The following is a 25,260-nucleotide window of genomic DNA, read 5'->3' as shown; positions in this document are numbered from 1 at the left end:
GCTGTCGTTCCTCCTCGGTAGGGCTCATCTCGCGCGGGAGCGCGGCGTCGTCGATGCCCACACCTAGTATCTCCGTTCCTGGGCACGTTCCGAACAGGAGGGGCAGGCATGCGAGGGGTTTTCTCGTCCGGAGCTCGACTCGAAATCAACATTACCCCCGCTGACGTGGGAAAACGCGTCTCGGTCCGGCAGTTGGTCCAGGTCGCCGACGGGCATCCTATGTTCACCGATACGGTCGGTGTTCTCGCATCCTGGAATACGGGAGTGGTCTGCGTCACTCGGCGGACCGGAGAGACGGTGCGGATCGAGGAGGAGACACTGGTGGCGGGGAAGGTGGTGCCGCCCGCTCCGGAGCGGCGTGACAGAGGCCGGAGCAGGCCGGGAGTGCCCGCGGTGACGGCCGAGGAGATCGAGGCGGTGGCGTCGCGGGCCTGGCCGCCGGCGGAGTCGGCGCCGCTGGGCGGCTGGGTGCTGCGCGCGGCGGGTGGTTTCACCCGCCGCGCGAACTCGGTGCTGTTGACGGGCGACCCGGGGATGCCGCCGGCGGAAGCGCTCGCCGTCGTGACACGGTGGTACCAGGAGCGCGGGCTCGCGCCGCTGTTCCAGGTGCAGGACTCCTCGCCCTACGTGGCGGAGTTGGACCGCGCGGGGTGGGTGCGCGAGGCGGACACCCTGGTCCGTACGGCCCCGCTCGCGCCGTTGACGTCTCTGGCCGAGGCCGTCGGCCGCCCGGTGGAGCTGTCGCGCACCCCGGACGCGGCCTGGCTCGCCTCGTACCACCGCACCGGCGAACTCGCCGACGCCGCGCTCCAGGTGGTCTCGGGCGGGCCGTCGGTGTGGTTCGCCACCGCGCCGGGCGCGATCGGCCGGGCCGTGGTCGAAGGGCCCTGGGCGCTGTTCGGCGCGGTCGAGGTGGCACCGGACCAGCGCCGGCGCGGCCTGGCCACCACCGTGATGGGCGCGCTCGCCCGGCGGGCGTACGACGAGGGGGCGACCGCCGCGTACCTCCAGGTCGAGGCGGACAACGCGGCCGCCCGCGCGCTCTACGACCGGCTCGGCTTCACCGACCACCACGGCTACCACTACCGGCGCCCCCCGGCATGACGGCTCCGGTACGCGAACGGTTCGCCGCGGCCGCCCGCGAGGAGCGGCCCGACCTGGCGGAGTTGTGCCTGCTGATCGGCGCGGAGGCGGACCCGGCGCTGGACGGCCCGGTGGCGGACCTGGCCCAGATCGAACTGGACCGGCTCGCCGGACTGCTCCCGTACGGCTCCACCACGCCGCAGGACTGGGCCCAGGCGCTCAGGCGGGTGCTGGGCGCCGGGCACGGCTTCCACGGCACGCCCGCGGACTACGGGCTGCTGTCGTCGTCGCTGCTCCAGGAGGTGCTGCGACGGCGGCGCGGGCTGCCGATCCTGCTGTCGGTGGTGTGGATGGAGGTGGCGCGACGCGCGGGGGCGCCGGTGCACGGCGTGGGGCTGCCGGGGCACTTCGTGGTGGCGCTCGGCGAACTGGAACCGCACGGCGCGGAGTTCGGCGCGGAGTTCGACAACGGCCCGGCGCCGTACGTCCTGGTCGACCCCTTCGACGCGGGCCGCGTGCTGTCCCGGCCGGACGCCGAACGGCTCATGTCGGGCTCGGTCGGCGGCATCCAGGCCGGTACGGGGGCGGGCGGCCGCGCGATGGCCGCGCCCGCGCCGGCCGACACGCTGGACATCGTCCGCCGCGTGCTCAACAACATCCGGGCCTGGGCCGCACCCCGGCCCGAGCGCCTCCCCGTCCAGCTCTGGACCCTCGACCTGACGCTGCTCCTCCCCCGCCATCCGGCGCGCCTGCGCTACGAACGGGCCCAGGTCCTCGTCCAGATGGGCGACTTCCTCGGCGGTGCGGCCGAGATGGAGGAGTACGCCGAGGTGATCGGCTCGTTCGACCCGGAGACCGCGGCAACCATCCGCACGCAGGCGCGTGCCGCGCGGGCCCGGCTCAACTGACCTTCTTTCGGGGGAGGAGCCGAGCAAGTTCAGGGGCGCGGGGAACTCCCCCCCAGAGGGGGTGCCCCCAGCGACCAGCCACCCGCGACTACGCGGACGGGGCACCCCGGCGGGTCACAGCCACCCCTTCTCGCGGGCGATGAGGACGGCCTCCGCCCGGTTGCGCGCGCCGGTCTTCTGGATCGCGGTGGAGAGGTAGTTGCGCACCGTGCCCTCGGACAGCAGCAGCCGCCGCGCGATCTCCGCGTTCACCGAACCGTCGGCGGCGGCGTTGAGCACTTCCCGCTCCCGCCCGGTCAGCGGGTCCGCGCCCTCGGCCAGCGCGGCCGCGGCCAGCGAGGGGTCGATCACCCGCTCCCCCTGGAGCACCCGCCGTACCGCGTCGGCGAGTTGCGCGGCGGGCGCGTCCTTCACGAGGAACGCCTCCGCCCCCGACTCCATCGCGCGCCGCAGGTATCCGGGCCGGCCGAAGGTCGTCACGATGACGACCTTCACCCCGGGAGCCGCCTTCCGGAGCAGCCCCGCCGCCTCGATCCCGGTCATCCCGGGCATCTCGATGTCCAGCAGCGCCACGTCCGGCCGGTGCTCCAGCACGGCGGCCACCACCTCGTCGCCCCGCGCCACCTGCGCGACGACCTCGATGTCCGCCTCCAGCCCGAGCAGCGTGGCCAGCGCCTCCCTGACCATCGACTGGTCGTCGGCCAGCAGCACTCGGATCATCCCCGTCACCCCGGCAGGGTAGCGGCTCCGCTCGGCGGGGTCCGGCCCGGGAGGGGCGTCACCCGGTGATGCGCATGAGGGCGATGTGGTTGTCGAAGACGGTGAAGGCGAAGTCGGAGGGGCCGTTGAAGCCGTTGCCGCCGACCTCGGCGGAGACCGTCGTGGTGTCGCCTTCGGTGCGGGTGCCGGTGACCCGGAGGGTGACCTGCCTGCCGATGAACTCGGCGTCGCTCCACTCCCGGACGGCGTCGTGGCCGCGGAAGATCCGGCCCCAGTCGTCCACGGCGCCGTCCGGCGCGAACGCGGCAAGGAAGTCCTCGGTGTTCCCCGCGCTCGCCGCCTCCAGAGCTGCGGCGATGGGGATCGGCAGGGGCTCGGCGCTGGTCATGCCCGCTCAACGAGGGCCCGCGGGCCAGGTCACGCACCGTATGGGCCGACCGGGGGGGCGGACGGGGAACCGGCCGGGGCGAACCGGAAACCGGCCGGAAACCGGCGGGGAGCCGTTCGCGGCACCGGCGCCGTATGACATCTGTCATGCGGATGTCACGACCGTACACACTGCCGCCGGGCCTCCTCCTCGGACCACAGTGGTGCCATGACCGCAGCATCAGTGAGTACGACCACGCAACAGCAGGACGGGGCCCGCGGCCCGGGGCAACCCGTGGTGAGCTTCCGGGACGTGAGCAGGAGTTTCGGGGCCGTCCAGGCGGTCGCCGAGGTGAGCCTGGAGCTGCACCCCGGCGAGACGGTGGCGCTGCTGGGGCCCAACGGCGCCGGCAAGTCCACCGCGCTCGACCTGCTCCTCGGGCTGAAGAACGCCGACCGCGGGGAGGTGAACGTGTTCGGCACCAGCCCGACGCAGGCGATCGCCAAGGGCCGGGTCGGCGCGATGCTGCAGAGCGGCGGGCTGATGGAGGAGGTCACGGTGCGCGAGCTGGTGGGGCTCGCCTGCGACCTGCACCCGAAGGCGTACCCGGTGGACCAGGTGCTGACCGCCGCCGACCTCACCGACATCCGGGACCGGAAGGTGAACAAGCTCTCCGGCGGCCAGGAGCAGCGGGTCCGGTTCGCGATGGCCACGGCCGGCGCGAACGACCTGATCGTGCTCGACGAGCCGACCACGGGCATGGACGTGAGCGCGCGGCAGGCGTTCTGGGCGACGATGCGTGCACAGGTCGACCAGGGGCGCACCGTGCTGTTCGCCACCCACTATCTGGAGGAGGCGGACGCGATCGCGGACCGCGTGCTGGTCCTGCACCGGGGCCGGCTGATCGCGGACGGCACGGCGGCGGAGATCAAGGCGCGCGCGGGGGCGCGCCGGATCACCTTCGACCTGGCCGACGGGATCGACGAGCAGGCGCTCGGCGCCCTGCCGAACGTGGTGGGCCTGGACGTGACCGGCCCGACCGTACGCATCCGCTCCAACGACGCGGACGCCACCATGCACGCGGTGTACGGGCTCGGCCTGTACCCGCGCAACCTCGAGGTCGCCGGGCTCGGTCTCGAGCAGGCGTTCCTCGCCATCACCGACGCGGCGACCAACGCAGAGGAGGCGGGGCAGCGATGACGACGCTGATCCGGCTGGAGATCACCCGCACCCTGCGGAACCGCAAGTTCATGTTCTTCTCGGTGCTCTACCCGGCGTTCCTCTTCCTGGCGATCAGCCTGAGCTACAAGAAGAGCGACACCGTCGGCGACAACGGGCTGTCGGCGGTGGCCTACCTGATGGTCTCGATGGCCGCGTTCGGCGCGATGACGGCGGTGCTGATGGGCAACGCCGAACGGATCGCGCGGGAGCGGGAGAAGGGCTGGGTGCGGCAGCTGCGGCTGACCGCGCTGCCCGGCCGCGGCTACGTCACCGCGAAGGTCGCGTCGGCGGCCACGGTGAGCCTGCCGTCGATCCTGGTCGTGCTGCTCATCGGCGGACTCGTGAAGAGCGTCCGGATGGACACCTGGCAGTGGGTGGCGATCGCCTTCAGCACCTGGGCGGGCAGCCTGGTCTTCGCCGCGCTCGGGGTGGCGATCGGCTACCTGGCCACCGCCGACGTGGCCCGGCCGATCTCCATGCTGTTCTACTTCGGCCTGGCGGTCCTGGGCGGCCTGTGGGTGCCGATCTACAGTTTCCCGCAGTGGTTGCAGAACCTCGCCGGCTACCTCCCGGCGCGGCCGTACGTGGCCCTGAGCCAGGCGATCGAGGTGGGGAACGCCCCGCACGCCAAGGACGTCAGCGTCCTCGTCGTCTATCTGCTGCTCTTCGCGGGGGCGGCGGCCTGGCTCTACCGCAAGGACACCCGGAAGGCGTGACCGTATGACCGGCGAGTGGTGGCGCCGCCGCGCCGGGGACGGCGCCCGGCAGGGCGGCGGTCCCGGCGCCGTACCCGAGGACGGCGGCGAGCCGTGGCCGAAGTGGCGGCAGGAGGTGGAGGACGCCGACACCAGCCCGATGGGCCGGCCGCCGGAGAACCGCCGGCAGGCGATGATCAAGCTGATGTGGATCGGCATCTGGCTGCTCTACCTGGCCTCCCCGGTGAGCGACCTGGCCAACGGCAGCCACTCGCTCGCCGCCGTCGTCCCGGCCGCCTTCGGCCTGATCGTGTTCGTCGCCGGGTACCTGGTGCTGGCCTTCTTCCGCACCAACAACCCCGGGCCGCCCCAGCCCTGGGTGTACGCCCTGCTGGTCGCGCTCGCCTCCTTGGCACTGGCGCTGTCGGCCCTGCTCGGCAAGAACTGGCTGGTGCTGTTCGTGTACGTGGGGGTGGCGTGCGGGGCGGCGCTGCCCGGCAAGGACTCGCGGTGGGCGGTCCCGCTCTCGGCGGCGCTGCTCGCCGCGACCGGGGCGGTCGTCGATCCGCACGGCACGCTCTACCCGTCGCTGCTGGTGCCCGCCCTGCTCGGCGGGTTCGCGATGATCGGCGTGCAGCAGCTCGTCCGGACCATGCGGGAGTTGCGCTCCGCCCGGGACACCGTGGCGCAGCTGGCCGCGACCGAGGAGCGGCTGCGGCTCGCCCGCGACCTGCACGACCTGCTCGGGCACTCGCTGTCGCTGATCACCCTGAAGAGCGAACTGGCCGGACGGATGCTGCCGGACCGGCCGCGGGACGCCGCCCAGCAGGTCGCCGACATCGAGTCGGTCAGCCGCCAGGCGCTGGTGGACGTGCGCGAGGCGGTCAGCGGCTACCGGCGCCCCACCATGGCCGCCGAGGTCGCCTCGGCCCGCAGCGCGCTGGCCGCGGCGGGCGTCTCGGCCCGGCTGCACGTGCCCGACCGGATCGAGGGCCTCACCCCGGCCGGGGAGGGCGCGCTGGCCTGGGCGCTGCGCGAGGCGGCGACCAACGTCATACGGCACAGCGGCGCGACGACCTGTGTGGTGGCCCTGGAGACGGGCGGCGGCAGCGCGACACTGACCGTCTCCGACGACGGGCGCGGGCCGGACGGCTCCCGCCCGCCGGGCAACGGCCTGACCGGGCTGGGCGAGCGGCTGATCCTCGCGGGCGGCAGCCTGAAGACCTCCCGGGCAGGTGACGGCGGCTTCACGCTCACCGCGACGGTGCCGCTCGCCGCGGCGCCGGTGGGTGCGAAACAGCCGCCGAACGGCGAGTAGTAGGGTCCGGGCTGTGCCCGAGACCCCCGAGATCCCCGAGATCCCCGCGCCGAGCCAGCCGATCCCCGAAGATCCCGAAGCCGCCGGAGCCGCGCCCGCCGCGGACACCGACGGCGAGGGCGTCGACGCGACCGCGGGACCGGAGCCCGAGCACGGCGCCGCCGCACCGGACCTCGGCGAACCCGGCTTCGCCCACTCGGCCGCGGTGGTCGCCGGCAGCCTCGTCCCGGACTCCGTACTCCAGGTCGCCGCCCGCGCGACGCTGCCGTTCCAGGCGGCCCGCGCGGACCTGAGCTTCGCCACCGCCTTCTGGTACAACGACCTGATCGAGACCGGCGGTGACCACGAGGTCATCCGGCAGTACCTCGTCACGGCCGCGCCCCGCACCCGCTTCGAGATCGGGCAGTGGACGCTGCGCGGCGACCTCACCGACCCGGAACAGCCGCTCGACGAGCTGGTGATGGGCGGCTTCGCCAAGCGCTGGACGGTGCTCGACGGCCTCGGGGTCGCGGTGATGCCCACCGTCGACCTGCACCTGCACGCCGAACGCAAGGGCTGGCGCTGGGACACCCAGGAGATCACCGACGGGCTCGCCGCGCAGCCCGACGACATCGCGGCGATCGGCGACGACCCGCTGCCCGCGTACGTCCTCGGTCACGAGGCCGACGACAGCGGCGCCTCCGCGCACCCCGACCGACCGCAGGCGCTGCTGGCGGGCGAGGTGCGCCGGGCGGCCCCCGACGCGCCGCTGACCTGGTCGGGTCAGCTGCCCACCGGCTTCGACGGCTCGCCGGTCTTCGCCGCCCTGCCGCTGCCCGACGAGCAGTTGAAGCTGCTCTGCCTGGGGGTGGCGCTGCCGGGCGCGGGCGGGCCCGACGCGCCGGCGACCGTGGTGGCCTTCGCCGAACTGCGCTCCGCCATCCACGCGCTGGCCCCCCGCCGCAGGCGCCACTGGTGGCAGCGCGGCTGAGGGGCCCGGCCCGGGGAGCCGCCCGCAGGAGCCGGCCCGCGAGGGCCGGCCGAGGGGCGGCTCCTCCCGGTTCCTGACGGCTCTTACCGGCTCCTGCGTGCTCCTACTGCTGGACCGCGTCCTGAAGCGTCACGCTGCGCCCGGCGACGGTCTTGGAGTTCAGCGCCTGGATCAGCGCGGTGGCGACGTCCTGCGGGGTGACCGCGGTCTTCGATCCGTTGCCGCGCTTCAGCAGCACCCCGTCGAAGGAGTTGCCGTACAGCGCCTGGAGCGCCTTCAGGTCGATGTGCGGGGCGAGTTGGCCGTCCGGCGTGGCCTGCATGGTGAGGAACTGCGGCAGCGTCTTGTTGAACGGCAGGTCCTGGCCCCCGGCCAGGATGTGCACCGGACCCATCATCGCGGTCTTGCCGAAGCCGTTGACCGCCTTGTCCAGCGTGGCCTGGGTGACCTTCGGCTGCACGGTGGTGGCCCGGAGGTCGATCGGGGTGTTGCGGCCGGACTCGGCCCGCAGCCGGTAGGCCGCGGAGACCTGGGTCGCGGCGGCGTTCACGTCGACGGACTGGCTGGGCTTGCCGGGCACCGCGACGGCCTTGCCGTCGGTGAAGCGCACCATGCCGTCCGTGCCCTGGCTCGACGGCCCCGCGACCGTCGTCAGCGCCGCCTTGAGCTTGTCCTGGTCGACGACTATCACCGGGTCCGTGACCCGGGTCTGGCCGAAGAGCGAGCCGACCACCGAGACCGGGTTGTAGTCGGAGTGCGCCACCTTGCGGACGGTGGCGTCGGTGTCGATGGACAGGCCCGCGATCGACGGCTTGAGCGAGTGCTGCTTGCCGTCGACGGTGACGGTGAGAGCCGCGGTGCCCCGGTTGCCGAGCGCGTGGTTCAGCTTCTTGACGGCCGTCGCCTGGCTGGTGTTGCCGATGTCCACGCCGAGCACGGTGGTGCCCTTCGGCACGTCGGAGTGGTTCATCAGCAGCCCGGCGCCGTACGCGAGGACGGCGGCGCCGACGACCGCGACACCGAGCAGCGCGAGCTTGGAGCGGCCCTTCTTGACCGGCTTGGCCGACTTCGCCGGGGTGGCCGGCGTGGACGGCGCCGCGGGTCCTGGCGGCGGGACGGACCCGGGGGCACCGGGTCCGGGCGGCGGCACCGCTCCGGGGCCGCCCGCGGCGCGCCCGGGGCCCTCCCCCGACGGCACCGGCGGGATGCCGCCGACCAGGGTGTCGCCGGCGCCCCGCCGCCGGGGCGGCTCGGAACCGGCCGGGGCCGGCGGGCGGAAGGCGTGCTCGCCGGTGTCGCCGCCGATCGGCGGCACCCGCATGTCACCGGTGGCCGGGCCGGTGGTGGCCCCGGCGGGCGGCGGCAGCGGCGCGGCGCCGCCGCCGCCGGGCGCGAACGGGTCGGTGGGGATGCCCCGCGGCACCCCGGGCGGGAAGTCCTCGGTGCCGAACGGCGCCGGCCCGGAGCCGGGTTCGGCGCGGCCCTCGGCGCCCGCGGGGGTCTCGAAGGGCGAGGCGAACCCGCCCGACGGCGTGTCGTGCGGGCCGCGCGCGGCCGGGGCGTCGTCGAACGGCGAGCCCACCGGCGGCGGCAGGAACGCCTGCGGAATCTGCTGCGTACCGGTGTCGGAGTCGGTGAACGGCTCGGCGAACTGCTCGGCGTACGGCCCCGCGAAGGGGTCGTCCGCGCGCGGGGTGCCCCCGGCGGGAGTGCCCGCGCCGAAGAAGCCGTCCGCGACCGGGGACCCGGCGTCCGGTGCGTCGCCGCCGCCCGGGGACCGCACCGGCGGCACCGTGAAGCCGCCGCCGGCCGTCCCGTTGCCGGGCGCACCGCCACGCTGGAAGTCGCCCTGGAAGCCGTCGCCGGAGAAGCCCTCGGAGAAGCCGTCGCCGGTCGCCCCCGCGCCCGGCGGGAAGCCCGTCGGGGCCTGACCCGAACCGCCGCCGGGAGCCGCGCCGGTGTCCGTGCCGAAGCCGGGGCCGCCGCCCGGGAAACCGTCGTTCGGGAAACCGTCGCCCGGGAAACCCTCCCCCGGGAAACCGTCGTTCGGGAAGCCGTCGCCCGCACCGGAACCCGCGGCCGAGCCGGAACCGGAGCCCGTACCCGGAGCGGAACCCGCGCCCGTACCGGCGACCGAGCCCGTACCCGAGCCCGTGGGGCCGACCGGCTTGCGCGGCGCGAACCAGTCGCTGGTCTTCTCCTTCTTCTCCGCCCGCTCCTGCGGAGCTTCGCCGCCCTGCCCGCCGTCGGCGGGCGGTTCACCGGCGGAGGCGCCCGCGGTGCCCGGGGCGGCGGTGTCCGGGGCGCCCGCGCCCTGCGGTCCGGCCGCGGGGGCCGCGGCGCCCTCCTCGACGGTGGTGCGCATGACGACCGGCGGGATCGGCCGGGAGCCGGGGATGTTGATCCTGATCCGGGTGGTCAGCGTCGTCTCGGTCCTGGGCTCGCCGGCCGCGTCCGCGTCCGTGCCCTGCTCGGCCGCTTCGGCGCCGTCCTGCTCCTGGCCTGCCGGACGCGGCCGCTCCTGCGGGTGCAGCGACGGGAAGGGGCGGGGGCCGTAAGGCGGGGTCCCTGACGGGTACGCGGCACCGCCGCGTCCCTGGGGACCGGAGGACGAACTGTCAGTTTCACGACTCAAAGGAGGCTCTCCCGGTTAGCCACGCCGCCCGACACATCACTTGGCAGGCGGCTCGCCGGCGCACCCACCATACCGACCTGTGCGCGGAGGCGACTGCGGTCCGGCGGAACGCTGGGGCACACCCAACCATGCGTCGGCCCCTGCCCGCCAAGTCAGGCCCTATTCGTGCCGGATGAGGGTACTTGGGGCAGCGTGGCGCAGATCACCGCCGACAGCGCCCCGCCGAGCAGGTAGATGTACGGCCCGATGCCGGCGGCGAGCAGGAAGTCGCCCTCCGGCTGGGAGCCGCTGAGCAGGATCACGCACACCAGCCAGACCGCGGCGGGCACCACGGTGCCCAGGCGGGTGCCGGTGAGCTTCCCGCCGCCGTAGAAGGCCGCCACGCACCCGGCGAGCGCCAGCAGCAGCCCACCGGGCTCCCAGGCGGCCTGCACGAGGGCGCCGGCCACCGCGATGGCCACCGCGAGCACGGCGAGGCCGAAGTACCCGGCGATCCGGGCGCCTTGCGTCCCCCGCGGGTTGCTGGACAGCGGCCGGATCATCGGCGTACGGGACGGGGCCGGACCGCGGCCGGCGGCGGGGCGGCTCATCGCGCACCGCCGGGCGCCTCGGCGGCCTCTGCTCCCGCGCCGAACAGGTCGTCCGCGCGGCCGGTGGACTCGCCTCGCACCTGCCGGTAGTACTCGACGGCGAAGAACGGCTGGCCGAGGTCGTTGGAGAGCGCGAAGAAGGGGCCGTCGACGGCGATCTGGGTGGCGTGCGCCCGCATCGCGGCGGTCTTGCGGTCGGCGTAGGCCGAGCCGTCGACCGACGCGGTGACGAGCGCGTCGTCGACCACGCCGGGGACGTCGTCCGGGGTCGCGACGCCCTCGAAGGGGAAGTCCCGGCCCTCGGCGGCGAGCCGGTCGAAGCCGGCCTGCACGACCGAGCGGGGCGTGCAGATCTCGTAGACGCGGTCGATCCGGTGGCCGCGGTCGGCGGCGAGTTCGTAGCCGCGCATGGCGACGCGGTGCGCCTGGATGTGGTCCGGGTGACCGTAGCCGCCGTTGTCGTCGTAGGTCACCAGGACCTGGGGGCGCACCTCCAGGATGACGTCGGCGAGGTGGCCGGCCGCCTCGTCCAGGTCGGCGCGCCACAGGCAGGCCGGATCGTCGTTCTGGGCGACGCCCATCATCCCGGAGTCCCGGTAGCGGCCGGGGCCGCCCAGGAAGCGGTGGTCGGTGACGCCCAACGCGGCCATGGCGGAAGCCAGTTCGCCGATCCGGTGCTCGCCCAGGGTGTCGTCGCGGTCCGCGGCGAGATGGGCCAGCTCCGGCGGAATGACCTCGCCCTCCTCACCGAGGGTGCAGGTGACGAGGGTGACGAGGGCCCCCTCGGCCGCGTACTTGGCCATGGTGGCGCCGTTGTTGATCGTCTCGTCGTCCGGGTGGGCGTGGACGAACAGCAGGCGCCGCTCAGGAGGGCCGTCGGGAGCATCGGTCATGGTCGAAGCCTACGGCTCCGCCCACCGGACCCGGGCAGCGGCCGCCGCTGCTGCCCGCCGTCCGCCTGCCCGCCGGTATGACCGTCAGATCTTGATGTTGGAGATCGTCTGCGCCACGTTGCTGGTGAGGTCGGTGATCTGGGGCGCCCACGAGGAACTGGCAAGGTAGAAGCCGAGCAACGTACAGGCCACCGCGTGTCCCGCCTTGAGCCCCGATCGGCGGATCAGCAGGAACACGATGACTAGCAGCAGCAGCACCGCCGAAATCGAGAGTGCCACAGCGGCTCACCTCCTCATACGCAGGGTCCATGTCAGTTGCCACATGCTTATTACCCACCCACGGCTACGGATCATAACTTTCCGTGCGACCGCATATGTCGGAGCACGGAAGCACGCGGGGGCGCATGACCAGATCCAGCCAACGGCCGTGCCCGGTACGGCGGGTGGGCCGGCGCCGGACCGCCAGGTCAGGGCGGCGCGGGCGGCACCGGGCGCTAATACAGGGGCGATTGTCAGTGCCACCCTCTAGGGTCGCGGGTATGACGTACCTCTCATTCCCACGGCAGCACGCGAGGACACAGCGGTTCACTCTCGGGGCGCCGCGGGCCTTCGCGGTCGCGCCGGGCGGGGACCGGGTGGCGTTCGTGCGCTCCCGGTCGGGCACCGAGCGGGAGCAGTTGCTGTGGGTGCTGGACCTGGCGGCGGGCGGCGCGGACGCGGCGGCGGTGGAGCGGCTGGTGGCCGATCCCGCCGCGGTGCTGGGCGGTGCGGACGAGGAGTTGCCCGCGGCGGAGCGGGCAAGGCGCGAGCGCAGCCGGGAGGGCTCCGCGGGCGTGGTGGCCTTCGCCGTGGACCAGGCGGTCGAGCTGGCCGCCTTCGCGCTGTCGGGGCGGCTGTTCGTGGCGGATCTGACCGCCGCGGAGACAGCCGCGGAGGAGACAGCCGAAAAGGCGGCCGAAGGCACCGGCGGCGGCGCCGCGCCCGCGGTGCGCGAACTGCCGGTGCCCGGCCCGGTGGTGGACCCGCGGCCGTCCCCTGACGGCCGCTGGGTGGCGTACGCGGCGGGCGGCGCGCTGCGGGTGGTCGGCGCCGATGGCGCGGGGGCCGACGACCGCGCGCTCGCCGAGCCTGACGGCGCGTCGGTGACGTGGGGGCTGGCGGAGTTCGTCGCGGCCGAGGAGATGGACCGCACCCGCGGCTTCTGGTGGGCGCCGGACAGCAGCGCGCTGCTCGCCGCCCGGGTGGACGAGGCGCCGGTCCAGCGCTGGTGGATCTCGCAGCCCGCGCACCCGGACCGGGCGCCGGTCGAGGTGGCCTACCCGCAAGCGGGCACGCCCAACGCGGAGGTGACGCTGGCCCTGTTCACGCTGGACGGCTCGCGCACCGATGTCGAGTGGGACCGGGACCGCTATCCGTACCTCGCGTCGGTGCACTGGTCGGCGACCGGTTCCGCGCTGCTGCTGGTGCAGACCCGGGACCAGCGCGCGCAGGCGTATCTGACCGTGGACCGTAAAACCGGCGCGACCGAGACGGTGGCCGTCGAGGAAGATCCAACTTGGCTGGATCTCTTCCCCGGCGTGCCGGTCCGCACCCCGGCCGGCGAGCTGGTCACGATCACCGACACATCGGGAGCACGTGCCCTGCAGGTGGGCGAAAGGACGCTGACCGGCCCGGAGTTGCACCTGCGGGCGGTGCTGGACACCGGCGCCGAGGACATCCTGGTGACCGCCTCCTCCGGTGAGACGGCGGCCGAGCCGGAGATCGGCGAGGTGCACGTCTACCGGGTGGACCTCCGCGGCACGGACGCCGCCCCGGTCCGGGTCTCCACCGAACCGGGGGTGCACACCGCGGTGCGCGGCGGCGGCCTGACGGTGCTGACGACCTCCACCCTGGACCGCCCGGGAGCGGTGACCCGGGTGCTGCGCGACGGCGCCGAGGTCGCCCGGATCACCTCCCATGCCGAGACCCCGTCCCTGACCGCGCGGCCCCGCCTGCTGGAAGCCGGGCCGCTGCGCATCCCGACCGCGGTCCTGCTGCCGACCGGCTGGAGCGAGGACGACGGCCCGCTGCCGGTGCTCCTCGACCCGTACGGCGGCCCGCACGGCCAGCGGGTGTACGCGGCGCACAACCCGCACCTGGTCTCGCAGTGGTTCGCCGACCAGGGCTTCGCGGTGATCGTGGCCGACGGCCGCGGCACCCCGGGGCGTTCGCCCCGGTGGGAGAAGTCCATCGCCGGCGACTTCGCCGGGATCTCGCTGCCCGACCAGGTGGCGGCGCTGCACGCGGTCGCCGAGCGGTATCCGCTGGACCTGGGCCGGGTGGCGATCCGCGGCTGGTCGTACGGCGGCTATCTCGCCGGGCTCGCGGCCCTGCGCCGTCCGGACGTCTTCCACGCCGCGGTGGTCGGCGCCCCGGTCACCGACCTGCGGCTGTACGACACGCACTACATGGAGCGCTACCTCGGCGACCCCCGCGAGCAGCCCGAGGTCTACGAGGCGAACTCACTCGTGGGCGACGGCGGCCTGGTGCGGGCCGCCGAGCCGGCCCGGCCGATGATGGTGATCCACGGCCTCGCCGACGACAACGTCCTGGTCGCCCACTCGCTGCGGCTGTCCACCGCGCTGCTGGCGGCCGGCCGTCCGCACGAAGTGCTGCCGCTGTCCGGGGTCACCCACATGACCGCCCCCCAGGAGCAGGTAGCCGAGAATCTGCTGCTGCTCCAGGTGGACTTCCTCAAGCGCGCCCTCAGCGGCCGCCCGCACGGATAACCCGCCGGTCGCAGCTCCGGCTGCCGCCCCATCCGCCGCCCACCCGCCGGCCGGTCCGCCGGAGAACCCGCGGAGCGCACCACCGAAGATCCCGCCCGAAGCCCCGGACACATCGCGTCCGGGGCTTCGGCGTTCATACGAACCGGAAGGAATGCTCACACCATTCCGGCCAAGGGGAGGACGGCGAGGTTAGGGGGAACGGCCGGCCGGGGACCACATCATCACGAGCCCCGACCGGCCTACGGCACCCGCACGGCCGTACGTTGTTCAGACTGCTCGGTCCGTATATCGGAGCTGCGACAGAAAAGTTGCTTGCATGTAAACGCGCTACGTCCCAAAATATCCGTTTTGCCCGTTTCAAATATCAGATGTCAAGCACGTACGGACACCAATCTGCAAAACCTTCGCTCAAGATGCCAAACAACAAGCTTTCTTCCCTCCTTCCCCCCTTGACTGGAAGTTGATTCCATTGCGAAAGTCCCGCTCAACACGCGTTGCGCATCGGCGTTGTACGCACGTTTTCGGTCCCGGGGAAGTGTGATGACAAGTCCTAGTAAGGCTGCCGCTGAGAGTGCCGGCAGCCTCACTCTCGACCCAGAGGGCGGCAACCCCGACCCCGGGCAGCACCAGGCACCCGAACTGGTGGGCCGGTCGCCGCGGCAGCTTGCCTGGATCAGGTTCAAGCGCGACAAGATCGGCATGCTCTGTGCCGTCGTCGTGGCGATCTTCATCCTGGTCGCGATCTTCGCGCCCTTGATCGTCAAGCTGTACGGCCAGAACGCGTACTCGCTCTACGGCCAGGACGACGGCCTGCTCAACGCCTACGGCCTGCCGATCAAGCCCAACGGTGGCATCGACGGCACCCACTGGTTCGGCATCGAGCCGCGCCTGGGCCGCGACGTGCTGGCGCTGCTGATCTACGGCATCCGCACCTCGCTGGGCGTCGCGGTGTGCGTGACGATCCTCTCGGTGCTCCTCGGCGTCGTGGTCGGCCTGGTGCAGGGCTACATGGGCGGGCGCACGGACTACTTCGTCGGCCGGGCCTCCGACTTGATGATGTCCTTCCCGCAGCAGCTGTTCTTCATCGCCTTCACGCCGGTGATCCTCTCGCTGTTCGTCAAGCCGGGTGCCGGCGAGCCCACCTACCTGCGGTTCACCGCGCTGGTGCTGGTGCAGTTCATCCTGGGGTGGATGTCGCTCGGCCGCCTGGTGCGGGCACAGGTGCTGTCGCTCCGGGAACGCGAGTACATCGAGGCGGCCAAGCTCTCCGGAGCGTCCAGCAGCCGCATCATCCGCAAGGAGCTGCTGCCCAACCTGTGGACCACGATCCTCGTGCAGTCCACCCTGCTGGTGCCGGTCAACGTGACGGCCGAAGCGGGTCTGTCCTTCCTCGGCGTCGGCATGCAGCAGCCGACCCCGGACTGGGGACTGATGTTCCAGGACGCGGCCGCGAACTACCAGTCCGACCTCACCTACATGTTCTTCCCCGGCATCGCGATGGTCATCTTCGTCGTCGCCTTCAACCTGCTCGGGGACTCAATCCGGGACGCTCTCGATCCCAAGACCATCCGCTGATGAGTGTCCACGTCGTCTCGCCGGTCCCGGGGAGCGGCAAGGCCAGTTCGATGACAGGCAGGAATAGATGAAGAAGCGTAGGGCGTATAGCGCCGCAGCTGTGCTGTCGGTGGGGGCTCTGGCCCTGAGCGCATGCAGTAGCGGCAACGGCGGGGGCGGGTCCGACAACCCGAGCAGCGGCAGCTCGACCGCCGCCACCACTGCGAAGGTGCAGGCCATCACGGTGGGCACCGCTGCCGACTCGGTCGGTCCGGCGCCGGCCGTCGCGGGGGCGAAGAAGGGCGGCACCGCGATCGACCTGGAGCCGGCCGGCATCAACCACCTGGACCCGGCCGAGGCGTACGTCAACCAGGAGCAGGTCATCGGGCAGCTCTTCAGCCGCCAGCTGACCAACTACAAGATCGACCCGACGACCGGCAAGACGGTCCTCGTGGGCGACCTCGCCACCGACACCGGCACCTCCTCGGACGGCGGCAAGACCTGGACGTTCCACCTCAAGGACGGCCTGAAGTGGCAGGACGGCACGCCGATCACCTCTGACCAGGTGAAGTACGGCATCGAGCGGCTGTTCTCCAGCTTCGAGACCGCCGGCCCGCAGTACGTCCAGCAGTGGCTGACCGGCTCGACGGACTTCCGCAAGGTCTACGGCGGCCCGCAGGGCGGCAAGTCGCTGCCCGACTCGGTGCTGGCCACCCCGGACGACAAGACCATCGTCTTCCACTTCAAGGCGCCGCACGCCGACGCCCCGTACGCGATGGCGCTCTCCGGCTCCGGCCCGATCCTGAAGGCCAAGGACACCGGCCCGAAGTACGACACCGCGCCGTTCTCCGACGGCCCGTACGTGGTCAGCAGCTACAAGCCGGGCAAGGCCCTGGAGCTGACCCGCAACAAGTACTGGGACCCGAAGACCGACCCGATCCGCGGCGCGTTCCCGGACAAGTGGGACATCCAGCTCGGTGTCGAGCAGCCCGGCCTGACCCAGCGCCTGGAGCAGCAGAGCGACAGCGACAAGAACGCGGTCTCGCTGGTCCAGTCCGCCGACCCGACGCAGATGTCGGTGCTCGCCGGCTCGCAGTACAAGTCGCGGCTGGAGAGCAACTACCAGCCGTTCGTGGACGTGTTCAACATCAACGTCTCGCGGATCACGAACGTGAAGGTCCGCCAGGCGATCATCTACGCGTTCCCGATGCAGCAGGTGCAGACCGCGCTCGGTGGCCCGCAGCAGGGTGAGCTCGGCACCAACCTGATCGGCCCGACGGTCTCCGGCTTCAAGGCGTCCGACCCGTACGGCAAGCTGACCAAGCCGCTCGGCGACCCCGAGAAGGCCAAGCAGCTGCTCAAGGAGGCGGGCGTCAAGGACCTGCACCTGTCCTTCGCGTACTCCAACTCCGGTCAGCGCTGGGCGAACGTCGCCACCACGCTGAAGAACTCCTTCGCCAAGGCCGGCATCACGCTGGACGCCAAGGCCATCGACCCGACCGCGTACTACACGCTGATCGGCAAGAAGGACAACCCGTACGACCTGTACCGCACCGGCTGGGGCAGCGACTGGCCGAACGCCTCCACCGTCATCCCGCCGACCCAGGACGGCCGGCTGATCGCGGACGACGACCCGAACTACTCGCACCTGAACGACCCGAAGGTCAACACCGAGATCGACCGGATCAGCAAGATCACGGACCTCAACCAGCAGGCCGCCGAGTGGCAGACGCTGGCTGAGACGATCATGAAGACCGACGCGCCGTCGATCCCGTACCTGTACGACAAGTACTACAACATCTACGGCGAGGGCCTCGGCGGCGTCAGCTACAACTCCGCCTACGGCACGATCAACCCGAACACCATCTACGTGAAGTAGTCGGCACCACCGGCGTCGGCCCCGCGGCAGCATCGCGGGGCCGGCGCCACCGGCGCGAGCCGAAAGCTCCACCCGATCCCTCCCGCTCTCGACCGGCGCCGCCACCCGCGGCCCCCCTACGGAAGAGCCCGACCCCATGCTCCGTTTCCTCACCCGCCGGGTGCTAGGCGCCGCAGTCATCCTCGTACTGATCAGCCTGGTGACATACCTGCTGTTCTTCGCCCTGCCGAGCGACCCGGCACTGCTGTCCTGCGGCAAGAACTGCACGCCGTCGAACATCGCCCAGATCCACAAGAACCTCGGTCTCGACAAGCCGGTCATCGTCCAGTGGTGGGACTACCTGGTCGGCATCTTCGGCGGCCGTCACCTGCCGATGGGCAACTGCCCGGCACCGTGTTTCGGGCTCTCCTTCAACAACCAGACCCCGGTCTGGTCGCTGCTGAAGGACCGCTACCCCACCACCCTGTCGCTGGCCATCGGCGGCTCCTTCACCTTCCTCGTGGTCGGCGTCGGCCTCGGTCTGATCTCCGCCTGGAAGCAGGGCTCGATCTTCGACCGCGCCGCCAGCTCGGTGTCCCTGCTGGGCCAGTCGGTGCAGATCTTCTTCATCGGCCCGCTCGCCATCTACGCGTTCTCCTACAAGCTGGGCTGGCTCAACCGCGGTGGCGACCCGAGCTGGACCAGCAACCCGGGTGCCTCCTTCTCCGGCATGGTGCTGCCCTGCCTGGTGATGTCGGTCATCTTCTGGTCCAACTACAGCCGCCAGACCCGCTCCCTGATGGTCGAGCAGCTGTCCGAGGAACACGTACGGACCGCCCGGGCCAAGGGCATGGGCTCCCGCTACGTCTTCCTGCGGTACGCGCTGCGCGGCGCCATGGGCCCGATCATCACCATCTTCGGCATCGACCTCGGGTCGGTCTTCGGCGGTGCGATCATCACCGAAGCCACCTTCGGCCTGCACGGCCTGGGCAACCTCGCCGTCTCGGCCGTCACCCAGCAGGACCTGCCGCTGGAGATGGGTGTGATGCTGATCGGCGCCACCTCCATCGTCGTCTTCAACATCATCGTCGACGCCTGCTACGCCCTCATCGACCCACGGATTCGGCTCGCATGAACCCGGCGCACCCCCTACCGCACCAGGCTCCGGACCCGAGGAGAGCCCCGAAGTGACCACAGTGACCAAGCCGGACCCCGCACCCGAACCCAAGGGTTCGCTGAGCACCGACCCGTTCCTCTCCGTCCGCGACCTCTATGTGCGGTTCGCGACGGAGGACGGCACCGTCAAGGCCGTCGACGGGCTGTCGTTCGACCTCGAACGCGGAGAGACGCTCGGTATCGTCGGCGAGTCCGGGTCGGGCAAGTCGGTGACGAACCTGGCCATCCTCGGGCTGCACAACCCGCGCAACACCACCATCAGCGGAGAGATCACGCTCGACGGCCAGGAGCTGACCGGGGCGAGCAACCGCACCCTGGAGCGGCTGCGCGGCAACAAGATGTCGATGATCTTCCAGGACTCGCTCACCGCGCTGTCGCCCTACTACACGGTGGGGCGGCAGATCGCCGAGCCGTTCATGAAGCACACCGGCGCCTCCAAGCGGGAGGGCCGGAACCGGGCGATCGAGATGCTCGCCAGGGTCGGCATCCCGCAGCCGCAGACCCGGGTGGACGACTTCCCGCACCAGTTCTCCGGCGGTATGCGGCAGCGCGCGATGATCGCGCTGGCGCTGGTCTGCGACCCGGAGCTGGTGATCGCGGACGAGCCCACCACGGCGCTCGACGTCACCGTGCAGGCCCAGATCCTCGACCTGCTCAAGGACCTCCAGCAGGAGACCGGCACCGCGATCATCCTGATCACCCACGACCTGGGGGTCATCGCGAACACCGCGGACAACGTGGTCGTGATGTACGCGGGCCGGGCGGTGGAGCGCGGCACCACCCGGGAGATCCTGAAGTCCCCCGAGCACCCGTACGCATGGGGCCTGCTGGGTTCCATCCCGCGGCTGAGCGCCTCGGTGGACGTGCCGCTGGCACCGATCCCGGGGACCCCGCCGAGCCTGCTGAACCCGCCCACGGGCTGCCCGTTCCATCCCCGGTGCGCCTTCGCCGCGACGGTCGGCGGCGACCGGTGCAGCACGGAGCGGCCGCAGCTGCCGGACGGACGGGGCTCCGCGTGCCACCTGACCGCAGAGCAGAAGCGTGACATCTTCATCGAGCAGATCCAGCCGCGGCTGCGCTGACCGGGAGTCGAGGAACCAGCAATGAGTGAACAGCAGAAGCCGAGCCTGGAGAAGGGCGCTACGGCCGACGCGGCTGCGGTGACGGAGGAAGCCGGCGCGGCGCCGGAGACGGCCGTGCCGGTCAAGCGCCCGGAACCGGGCGAGCGGCTGCTGGACGTCACCGGCATGCGCAAGTACTTCCCGATCCACGGCGGCTTCGTGTTCCAGCGCCGGGTCGGGGACGTCCGGGCGGTCGACGGTGTCGACTTCCACATCGACAAGGGCGAAGCGCTCGGCATGGTCGGTGAGTCCGGCTGCGGCAAGTCCACGACCGGACGACTGGTCACCCGTCTGCTGGAGCCGACGGCAGGCCGGGTCGAGTACGCCGGGCAGGACATCACGCACGCCTCCCGCAAGCAGCTGGCGCCGATCAGGTCCGAGATCCAGATGATCTTCCAGGACCCGTACGCCTCGCTCAACCCGCGGCAGACGGTCGGCAACATCATCTCCGCGCCGATGGAGATCAACGGGATCAACCCGGCCGGCGGCCGGGAGAAGCGGGTCCGCGAGCTGCTGGAGACCGTCGGTCTCAACCCCGAGCACTACAACCGCTTCCCGCACGAGTTCTCCGGCGGCCAGCGGCAGCGCATCGGGGTGGCCCGCGCCCTGTCGGTGAACCCGAAGCTGATCGTGGCCGACGAGCCGGTCTCCGCGCTGGACGTCTCCATCCAGGCGCAGGTGGTGAACCTGCTGCAGAAGGTGCAGAAGGAACTCGGCATCGCGTTCCTGTTCATCGCGCACGACCTGGCGATCGTGCGGCACTTCTCGCAGCGCCTTGCGGTGATGTACCTGGGCAAGATCGTGGAGATCGGCGACCGCGACTCGATCTACACCAAGCCGCGCCACCCGTACACCCACGCGCTGCTCTCCGCGGCGCCGGAGGCGGACCCGGACGACAAGGGCCGCGAGCGCATCCGGCTGGCCGGCGACGTGCCCTCGCCGATCAACCCGCCGTCCGGCTGCCGCTTCCGCACCCGCTGCTGGAAGGCGCAGGACGTCTGCGCCGAGCAGGAGCCGCCGCTGGTGCAGCTCGGCGACAGTGTGGACGGCCACATGACCGCCTGCCACTTCCCCGAGGAACCGACGGTCACGGCGCGCGAGGAGGACATAGTGCTCGACCCCGCGCTCGCCGCTGCCGAGGAGTCGAACGCGGTGGCCTCCGCGTCGGAGGAGTCCGCCTGACCCTGACCGCCTGACCGCCTGACCGTGGCCACGGCCACCGCGGGCCCGTGCGGTGCCGAACGCCAGGGCCGTGTCCCGACTCCCTGCGGGGAGTCCCGGACCCGGCCCTGGCGTTCGGCACCGCACGGGTGGCTCTCACTCCGGCGGGACGATCTGCTTCTCCTCGGCGAAGTGGCACGCCGAGGGGTGCTCGGCCGGGCCCGCGGTGCCGCGGAAGACCTCCGGCACCGCCAGCGGCGGCTCCTTCTCGGCGCAGATCTCCTGGGCCTTCCAGCAGCGGGTGCGGAACCGGCAGCCGGACGGCGGGTTGGCGGGCGAGGGCACGTCGCCGGCCAGGATGATCCGCTCCCGGTGCTCGCGCGCCTCCGGGTCGGGCACCGGCACCGCCGAGAGCAGCGCCTGCGTGTACGGGTGGGTCGGGTGCTCGTAGATCTGCTCGTCCGAGCCGATCTCCACGATCTTGCCGAGGTACATCACGCCGACCCGGTCGGCGATGTGCCGCACGATCGACAGGTCGTGCGCGATGAACATGTACGAGAGCTGGAACTCGTCCTGCAGCCGCTCCATCAGGTTGACCACCTGCGCCTGCACCGAGACGTCCAGCGCGGAGACCGGCTCGTCGGCCACGATGATCTCGGGGCGCAGCGCCAGGCCGCGGGCGATGCCGATCCGCTGCCGCTGGCCGCCGGAGAACTGGTGCGGGTAGCGGTTGATGTACTCGGGGTTGAGGCCGACCACGTCCAGCAGTTCCTGCACCCGGCGCCGCCGGTCGCCCTTCGGGGCCACCTCGGGGTGGATGTCGAAGGGCTCACCGATGATGTCGCCGACCGTCATCCGCGGGTTCAGCGAGGTGTAGGGGTCCTGGAAGACCATCTGGATGTTGCGGCGCACCGCCTTCAGCGCTCGCCCGGACAACTTGGTGATGTCCTCGCCCTTGAAGACGATCTCGCCCGCGGTGGGCTCCTCCAGGTTCATCAGCAGCTTGGCCACGGTGGACTTGCCGCAGCCGGACTCGCCGACGATGCCGAGCGTCTCCCCCGCGTACAGGTCGAAGTTGACGCCGTCGACGGCCTGGACGGCGCCGATCTGCTTCTTGAAGAGGATGCCGCGGGTCAGCGGGAAGTGCTTGACCAGGCCCCGGACGGTCAGGATCGGCTCGCGCCCGGAGGGGTCGGGCGGCACGGGCCGCTCAGGCGTCTGCGGACGGGAGGCTGTCGTCATCCAGGGTCTCCTTCCAGAAGTGGCAGGCGCTCGCCCGGTCCTGGTCGACCCGGTACAGCGGGGGCACGTCGGTGCGGCACACGGCCTGCGCGCGCGGGCAGCGCGGGTTGAAGGCACAACCGGGCGGGATGTGCAGCAGGTTGGGCGGCAGGCCCTTGATCGCGTACAGCTCGCGGCCCTTCTGGTCCAGCCGCGGGATGGAGTCGAGCAGGCCCTTGGTGTACGGGTGGGCCGGCGCCCGGTAGATGTCGTGGACCGGCGAGGTCTCCACGATCCGCCCCGCGTACATCACCGCGATCTTGTCGGCGACGTCCGCGACCACCCCCAGGTCGTGGGTGATCAGGATCAGGCCCATGTTGTACTCGCGCTGCAGCTCCGCGAGCAGGTCCATCACCTGCGCCTGCACGGTCACGTCCAGCGCCGTGGTCGGCTCGTCCGCGATGATCAGGTCCGGCTCCAGGGCCAGCGCCATCGCGATCATCACGCGCTGCCGCATACCGCCGGAGAACTGGTGCGGGTACTGCTTGACGCGCTCGCGGGCAGCCGGGATGCGGACCCGCTCCATCAGCTCGATCGCCTTGGCGCGGGCGTCCTTGCGGGACGCCTTGTGGTGCACCCGGAACATCTCGCCGAGCTGCTCGCCGACGCTGAGCACCGGGTTGAGCGAGGACAGCGCGTCCTGGAAGATCATCGCCATCTTCGCGCCGCGGACCCGGCGCCGCTCCTCGGTGCCGAGCTTGAGCAGGTCCCGGCCCTGGAAGACCACCTCGCCGCTGGTGATGAAACCGGGCGGCGTGTCGAGGATGCCCATGATCGCCTGCGCGGTGACCGACTTGCCCGAGCCGGACTCGCCGAGCACCGCCAGCGTCTCCCCGGCGTTCACCGAGTAGTCCACGCCGTTGACCGCCTTCGCGGTGCCCTCCCTGGTCCGGAACTCCACGTGCAGGTCGCGTACGTCGAGCAGCGGGCCGCCGTCGGCGGGCGGCCGCCCGGGCGCCACCATCGCCGCGTCCGTGGCTCCTGTGCCACCTGTTGGCATCGCGACGCCTCCTAGCGCAGCTTGGGGTCGAGGGCGTCGCGGACCGCGTCGCCGAGCATGATGAACGCCAGCACGGTGATGCTGAGCGCGCCCGCCGGCCACAGCAGCATGTGCGGCGCGTTGCGGATCTCGTTGGACGCGTCGGAGATGTCGATGCCCCACGAGACGGTGGGCGGTTTCAGGCCCACCCCGAGGTAGGACAAGGTCGCCTCCAGCGCGATGTACGTGCCCAGCGCGATGGTGCCGACCACGATCACCGGGGCGACCGCGTTGGGCGCGATATGGCGCACCAGCATCCGGGAGTTGCCGGCGCCGAGCGCGCGGGCGGCCTGCACGTAGTCGTTCTGCCGCGCGGTGATCACCGAGCCGCGGGCGATACGCGCGATCTGCGGCCAGCCCAGCAGCACCATGAACCCGACCACCGGCCACACCGTGGAGTTGGTCACCACCGACAGGAAGACCAGGCCGCCGAGGATCACGGGGATGCCGAAGAAGACGTCGCTGATCCGGGAGAGCACCGCGTCCCACCAGCCGCCGAAGAACCCGGCGAGGCCGCCGAGCACGCTGCCGAGGATGACCACGCCGGCGGTGGCGCACACGCCGACGGTGACCGACGCCCTGGCCCCGTACACCACCCGGGTGTAGACGTCGCGGCCCTGGTTGTCGAAGCCGAAGGGGTGCCCGGGGGACGAACCCTCCTGCGCCCTGGCCAGGTTGGCCTTCAGCGGGTCCTGGGTGGCGATGGTGCCGGGCCAGATCGAGATGAAGATCAGGAAGAGGATGATCAGCGCGGAGATGATGAAGATCGGGTTGCGCCGCAGGTCGCGCCAGGCGTCGGACCACAGGCTGCGGGGCTTGGCGGCCGGGCCGCCCTCCTGGCCCTCCCCCGGCGGCTTCTCCAGGGTCTCCGCGTCGGTGGCGGCCAGGTCCATACCGCCGCCGAAGCCGCTGGTCGGCGCGATGGCCTGGTTGGGGTCGACCGCTTCGTTCGGGTCGATCGGTTCAGGCATAGCGAATCCTCGGGTCCAGGACCGCGTAGAGCAGGTCGACAAGCAGGTTGGCCAGCAGGAAGACCAGCACCAGGATGGTGACGAAGCCGACCACGGTCGGCGCGTTGTTGCGCAGGATGCCCTGGTAGAGCTGGTAGCCGACACCGTGGATGTTGAAGATCCGCTCGGTGACGATCGCGCCGCCCATCAGGGCGCCGATGTCGGTGCCGATGAAGGTCACCACCGGGATCAGCGAGTTGCGCAGCAGGTGCCGGATGATCACCCGGCGCCGGGGCAGGCCCTTGGCGACGGCGGTACGCACGTAGTCGGCGCGGGTGTTCTCGGCGATGGAGGTGCGGGTCAGCCGGGTGACGTAGGCGAGCGAGACCAGGGCCAGCACCAGCCCGGGCAGGATCAGTTCGTTGAACGGCGCGCTCGGCGACACCGAGGGACTGGTCCACTGCAGCTCCACGCCGAAGACGTACTGGAGCACGTAGCCGGTGACGAAGGTCGGCACCGAGATGACCACCAGGGTCAGCAGCAGCACCCCGGTGTCGACCGGTTTGCCTCGCCGCATGCCGGTGATCACGCCGAGGGCGATGCCGATGATGATCTCGAAGATGATGGCCACGATGGTCAGCCGGATGGTGATCGGGAAGGCGCTGCCCATCAGCGAGGTCACCGACTGCCCGTTGAAGGCGGTGCCGAAGTTCCCGCTGAAGATGTTCTTCATGTAGTGCAGGTACTGGGCGCCCAGCGAGTGGTCGAGGTACAGGTCGTGCCGGATCTGGGCCGCGGTGGCCGGGTCGGGTGCCCTTTCGCCGAAGAGCGCGGCGACCGGGTCGCCGAGCGCGTAGACCATGAAGAAGATCAGGAACGTGCTGCCGATGAACACCGGGATCATCTGGAGCAGCCGCCGGATCACATAGCGTCCCATGGGGCCTCCTGCACG

General features: G+C 71.7%; 22 protein-coding genes. 12 read left to right on the top strand and 10 right to left on the bottom strand.

The features are described from left to right. Positions 1-108 precede the first annotated feature (108 nt). Both OG370_RS27675 and OG370_RS27670 read left to right on the top strand, forming a co-directional pair. Complete coding sequence (locus OG370_RS27675; protein ID WP_328468877.1) at positions 109-1,104, top strand: GNAT family N-acetyltransferase; 996 nt, start codon at positions 109-111, stop codon at positions 1,102-1,104. Continuing rightward, entirely contained in the window at positions 1,101-1,991 is an 891-nt protein-coding gene (locus tag OG370_RS27670) for a transglutaminase-like domain-containing protein (protein WP_328468875.1), read from the top strand. Before OG370_RS27675 ends, OG370_RS27670 begins: the two co-directional genes overlap by 4 nt. Before the next feature lie 114 nt (positions 1,992-2,105). Here the strand turns inward: OG370_RS27670 and OG370_RS27665 are convergent, their stop codons facing one another. Continuing rightward, positions 2,106-2,711, bottom strand: a complete 606-nt coding sequence (locus OG370_RS27665; RefSeq protein ID WP_328474462.1) for a response regulator transcription factor — start codon at positions 2,709-2,711, stop codon at positions 2,106-2,108. A 58-nt stretch (positions 2,712-2,769) separates the two neighbouring features. Next, complete coding sequence (locus OG370_RS27660; RefSeq protein ID WP_328468873.1) at positions 2,770-3,099, bottom strand: nuclear transport factor 2 family protein; 330 nt, start codon at positions 3,097-3,099, stop codon at positions 2,770-2,772. 207 nt (positions 3,100-3,306) lie between these two features. Between OG370_RS27660 and OG370_RS27655 the strand changes: the two genes are divergently transcribed. The 4 genes from OG370_RS27655 to OG370_RS27640 all read left to right on the top strand — a co-directional run bounded on the left by OG370_RS27655 (position 3,307) and on the right by OG370_RS27640 (position 7,282). Then, positions 3,307-4,278 (top strand): ABC transporter ATP-binding protein, encoded by a 972-nt coding sequence (locus OG370_RS27655; RefSeq protein ID WP_328468871.1) that lies wholly within the window; start codon positions 3,307-3,309, stop codon positions 4,276-4,278. After that, positions 4,275-5,015, top strand: coding sequence for an ABC transporter permease (locus OG370_RS27650; protein WP_328468869.1), 741 nt, complete (start codon positions 4,275-4,277; stop codon positions 5,013-5,015). Before OG370_RS27655 ends, OG370_RS27650 begins: the two co-directional genes overlap by 4 nt. A 139-nt stretch (positions 5,016-5,154) precedes the next feature. Next, positions 5,155-6,312: a sensor histidine kinase gene (locus tag OG370_RS27645; RefSeq protein ID WP_328474460.1), complete on the top strand. Its 1,158-nt coding sequence runs from the start codon at positions 5,155-5,157 to the stop codon at positions 6,310-6,312. Positions 6,313-6,325: 13 nt separating this feature from the next. Beyond that, positions 6,326-7,282, top strand: coding sequence for a hypothetical protein (locus OG370_RS27640; RefSeq protein ID WP_328468867.1), 957 nt, complete (start codon positions 6,326-6,328; stop codon positions 7,280-7,282). A 103-nt stretch (positions 7,283-7,385) separates the two neighbouring features. Here OG370_RS27640 and OG370_RS27635 read toward each other — a convergent pair whose 3' ends face one another. The 4 genes from OG370_RS27635 to OG370_RS27620 all read right to left on the bottom strand — a co-directional run bounded on the left by OG370_RS27635 (position 7,386) and on the right by OG370_RS27620 (position 11,679). Continuing rightward, complete coding sequence (locus OG370_RS27635; RefSeq protein WP_328468865.1) at positions 7,386-9,917, bottom strand: hypothetical protein; 2,532 nt, start codon at positions 9,915-9,917, stop codon at positions 7,386-7,388. Positions 9,918-10,069: 152 nt separating this feature from the next. Continuing rightward, positions 10,070-10,507, bottom strand: a complete 438-nt coding sequence (locus OG370_RS27630) for a DUF6113 family protein (protein WP_328468863.1) — start codon at positions 10,505-10,507, stop codon at positions 10,070-10,072. Continuing rightward, entirely contained in the window at positions 10,504-11,400 is an 897-nt protein-coding gene (gene mshB / locus OG370_RS27625; RefSeq protein WP_328468861.1) for an N-acetyl-1-D-myo-inositol-2-amino-2-deoxy-alpha-D-glucopyranoside deacetylase, read from the bottom strand. Before mshB ends, OG370_RS27630 begins: the two co-directional genes overlap by 4 nt. Positions 11,401-11,484: 84 nt before the next feature. Further along, the gene (locus OG370_RS27620; RefSeq protein WP_328468859.1) at positions 11,485-11,679 is read right to left on the bottom strand and encodes a hypothetical protein; all 195 of its coding nucleotides are present in this window, start codon (positions 11,677-11,679) and stop codon (positions 11,485-11,487) included. A gap of 260 nt (positions 11,680-11,939) precedes the next feature. Between OG370_RS27620 and OG370_RS27615 the strand changes: the two genes are divergently transcribed. The 6 genes from OG370_RS27615 (at position 11,940) to OG370_RS27590 (ending at position 21,059) form a co-directional block, all read left to right on the top strand. After that, entirely contained in the window at positions 11,940-14,168 is a 2,229-nt protein-coding gene (locus OG370_RS27615) for a S9 family peptidase (RefSeq protein ID WP_328468857.1), read from the top strand. Between the two features lie 540 nt (positions 14,169-14,708). Then, positions 14,709-15,743 (top strand): ABC transporter permease, encoded by a 1,035-nt coding sequence (locus tag OG370_RS27610; protein WP_328468855.1) that lies wholly within the window; start codon positions 14,709-14,711, stop codon positions 15,741-15,743. Positions 15,744-15,810: 67 nt separating this feature from the next. Further along, complete coding sequence (locus OG370_RS27605; RefSeq protein WP_328468853.1) at positions 15,811-17,601, top strand: ABC transporter substrate-binding protein; 1,791 nt, start codon at positions 15,811-15,813, stop codon at positions 17,599-17,601. Positions 17,602-17,737: 136 nt separating this feature from the next. Continuing rightward, positions 17,738-18,715: an ABC transporter permease gene (locus OG370_RS27600; RefSeq protein WP_328468851.1), complete on the top strand. Its 978-nt coding sequence runs from the start codon at positions 17,738-17,740 to the stop codon at positions 18,713-18,715. A gap of 52 nt (positions 18,716-18,767) precedes the next feature. Beyond that, positions 18,768-19,838: an ABC transporter ATP-binding protein gene (locus tag OG370_RS27595; RefSeq protein WP_443060755.1), complete on the top strand. Its 1,071-nt coding sequence runs from the start codon at positions 18,768-18,770 to the stop codon at positions 19,836-19,838. A gap of 21 nt (positions 19,839-19,859) precedes the next feature. Further along, a complete protein-coding gene (locus OG370_RS27590; protein WP_328468849.1) occupies positions 19,860-21,059 on the top strand; it encodes an ABC transporter ATP-binding protein in 1,200 nt (399 codons plus the stop codon). Between the two features lie 135 nt (positions 21,060-21,194). Here the strand turns inward: OG370_RS27590 and OG370_RS27585 are convergent, their stop codons facing one another. From OG370_RS27585 to OG370_RS27570, 4 genes are read right to left on the bottom strand one after another with little or no spacing between them, the layout of a single operon-like run. Then, a complete protein-coding gene (locus OG370_RS27585; RefSeq protein ID WP_328468847.1) occupies positions 21,195-22,280 on the bottom strand; it encodes an ABC transporter ATP-binding protein in 1,086 nt (361 codons plus the stop codon). Next, a complete protein-coding gene (locus OG370_RS27580; RefSeq protein WP_328474456.1) occupies positions 22,249-23,283 on the bottom strand; it encodes an ABC transporter ATP-binding protein in 1,035 nt (344 codons plus the stop codon). Before OG370_RS27580 ends, OG370_RS27585 begins: the two co-directional genes overlap by 32 nt. Before the next feature lie 47 nt (positions 23,284-23,330). Continuing rightward, complete coding sequence (locus tag OG370_RS27575) at positions 23,331-24,329, bottom strand: ABC transporter permease (RefSeq protein ID WP_328468845.1); 999 nt, start codon at positions 24,327-24,329, stop codon at positions 23,331-23,333. Then, complete coding sequence (locus OG370_RS27570; RefSeq protein ID WP_328468842.1) at positions 24,322-25,245, bottom strand: ABC transporter permease; 924 nt, start codon at positions 25,243-25,245, stop codon at positions 24,322-24,324. Before OG370_RS27570 ends, OG370_RS27575 begins: the two co-directional genes overlap by 8 nt. Positions 25,246-25,260 lie beyond the last annotated feature (15 nt).

The sequence above is a fragment of the Streptomyces sp. NBC_00448 genome, assembly GCF_036014115.1.
Taxonomy (GTDB): Bacteria; Actinomycetota; Actinomycetes; order Streptomycetales; family Streptomycetaceae; genus Actinacidiphila.
The sequence above is the reverse complement of the archived record's forward strand: the minus strand, read 5'-3'. Positions and strand labels throughout refer to the sequence as shown.

What these genes read in the sequence shown, in the direction of transcription:
- OG370_RS27675 (WP_328468877.1), top strand. Translation starts at nt 109, where the DNA reads ATGCGAGGGGTTTTCTCGTCCGGAGCTCGACTCGAAATCAACATTACC.
- OG370_RS27670 (WP_328468875.1), top strand. Translation starts at nt 1,101, where the DNA reads ATGACGGCTCCGGTACGCGAACGGTTCGCCGCGGCCGCCCGCGAGGAG.
- OG370_RS27665 (WP_328474462.1), bottom strand. Translation starts at nt 2,711, where the DNA reads ATGATCCGAGTGCTGCTGGCCGACGACCAGTCGATGGTCAGGGAGGCG.
- OG370_RS27660 (WP_328468873.1), bottom strand. Translation starts at nt 3,099, where the DNA reads ATGACCAGCGCCGAGCCCCTGCCGATCCCCATCGCCGCAGCTCTGGAG.
- OG370_RS27655 (WP_328468871.1), top strand. Translation starts at nt 3,307, where the DNA reads ATGACCGCAGCATCAGTGAGTACGACCACGCAACAGCAGGACGGGGCC.
- OG370_RS27650 (WP_328468869.1), top strand. Translation starts at nt 4,275, where the DNA reads ATGACGACGCTGATCCGGCTGGAGATCACCCGCACCCTGCGGAACCGC.
- OG370_RS27645 (WP_328474460.1), top strand. Translation starts at nt 5,155, where the DNA reads ATGGGCCGGCCGCCGGAGAACCGCCGGCAGGCGATGATCAAGCTGATG.
- OG370_RS27630 (WP_328468863.1), bottom strand. Translation starts at nt 10,507, where the DNA reads ATGAGCCGCCCCGCCGCCGGCCGCGGTCCGGCCCCGTCCCGTACGCCG.
- mshB (WP_328468861.1), bottom strand. Translation starts at nt 11,400, where the DNA reads ATGACCGATGCTCCCGACGGCCCTCCTGAGCGGCGCCTGCTGTTCGTC.
- OG370_RS27615 (WP_328468857.1), top strand. Translation starts at nt 11,940, where the DNA reads ATGACGTACCTCTCATTCCCACGGCAGCACGCGAGGACACAGCGGTTC.
- OG370_RS27610 (WP_328468855.1), top strand. Translation starts at nt 14,709, where the DNA reads ATGACAAGTCCTAGTAAGGCTGCCGCTGAGAGTGCCGGCAGCCTCACT.
- OG370_RS27605 (WP_328468853.1), top strand. Translation starts at nt 15,811, where the DNA reads ATGAAGAAGCGTAGGGCGTATAGCGCCGCAGCTGTGCTGTCGGTGGGG.
- OG370_RS27600 (WP_328468851.1), top strand. Translation starts at nt 17,738, where the DNA reads ATGCTCCGTTTCCTCACCCGCCGGGTGCTAGGCGCCGCAGTCATCCTC.
- OG370_RS27590 (WP_328468849.1), top strand. Translation starts at nt 19,860, where the DNA reads ATGAGTGAACAGCAGAAGCCGAGCCTGGAGAAGGGCGCTACGGCCGAC.
- OG370_RS27585 (WP_328468847.1), bottom strand. Translation starts at nt 22,280, where the DNA reads ATGACGACAGCCTCCCGTCCGCAGACGCCTGAGCGGCCCGTGCCGCCC.
- OG370_RS27580 (WP_328474456.1), bottom strand. Translation starts at nt 23,283, where the DNA reads ATGGTGGCGCCCGGGCGGCCGCCCGCCGACGGCGGCCCGCTGCTCGAC.
- OG370_RS27575 (WP_328468845.1), bottom strand. Translation starts at nt 24,329, where the DNA reads ATGCCTGAACCGATCGACCCGAACGAAGCGGTCGACCCCAACCAGGCC.
- OG370_RS27570 (WP_328468842.1), bottom strand. Translation starts at nt 25,245, where the DNA reads ATGGGACGCTATGTGATCCGGCGGCTGCTCCAGATGATCCCGGTGTTC.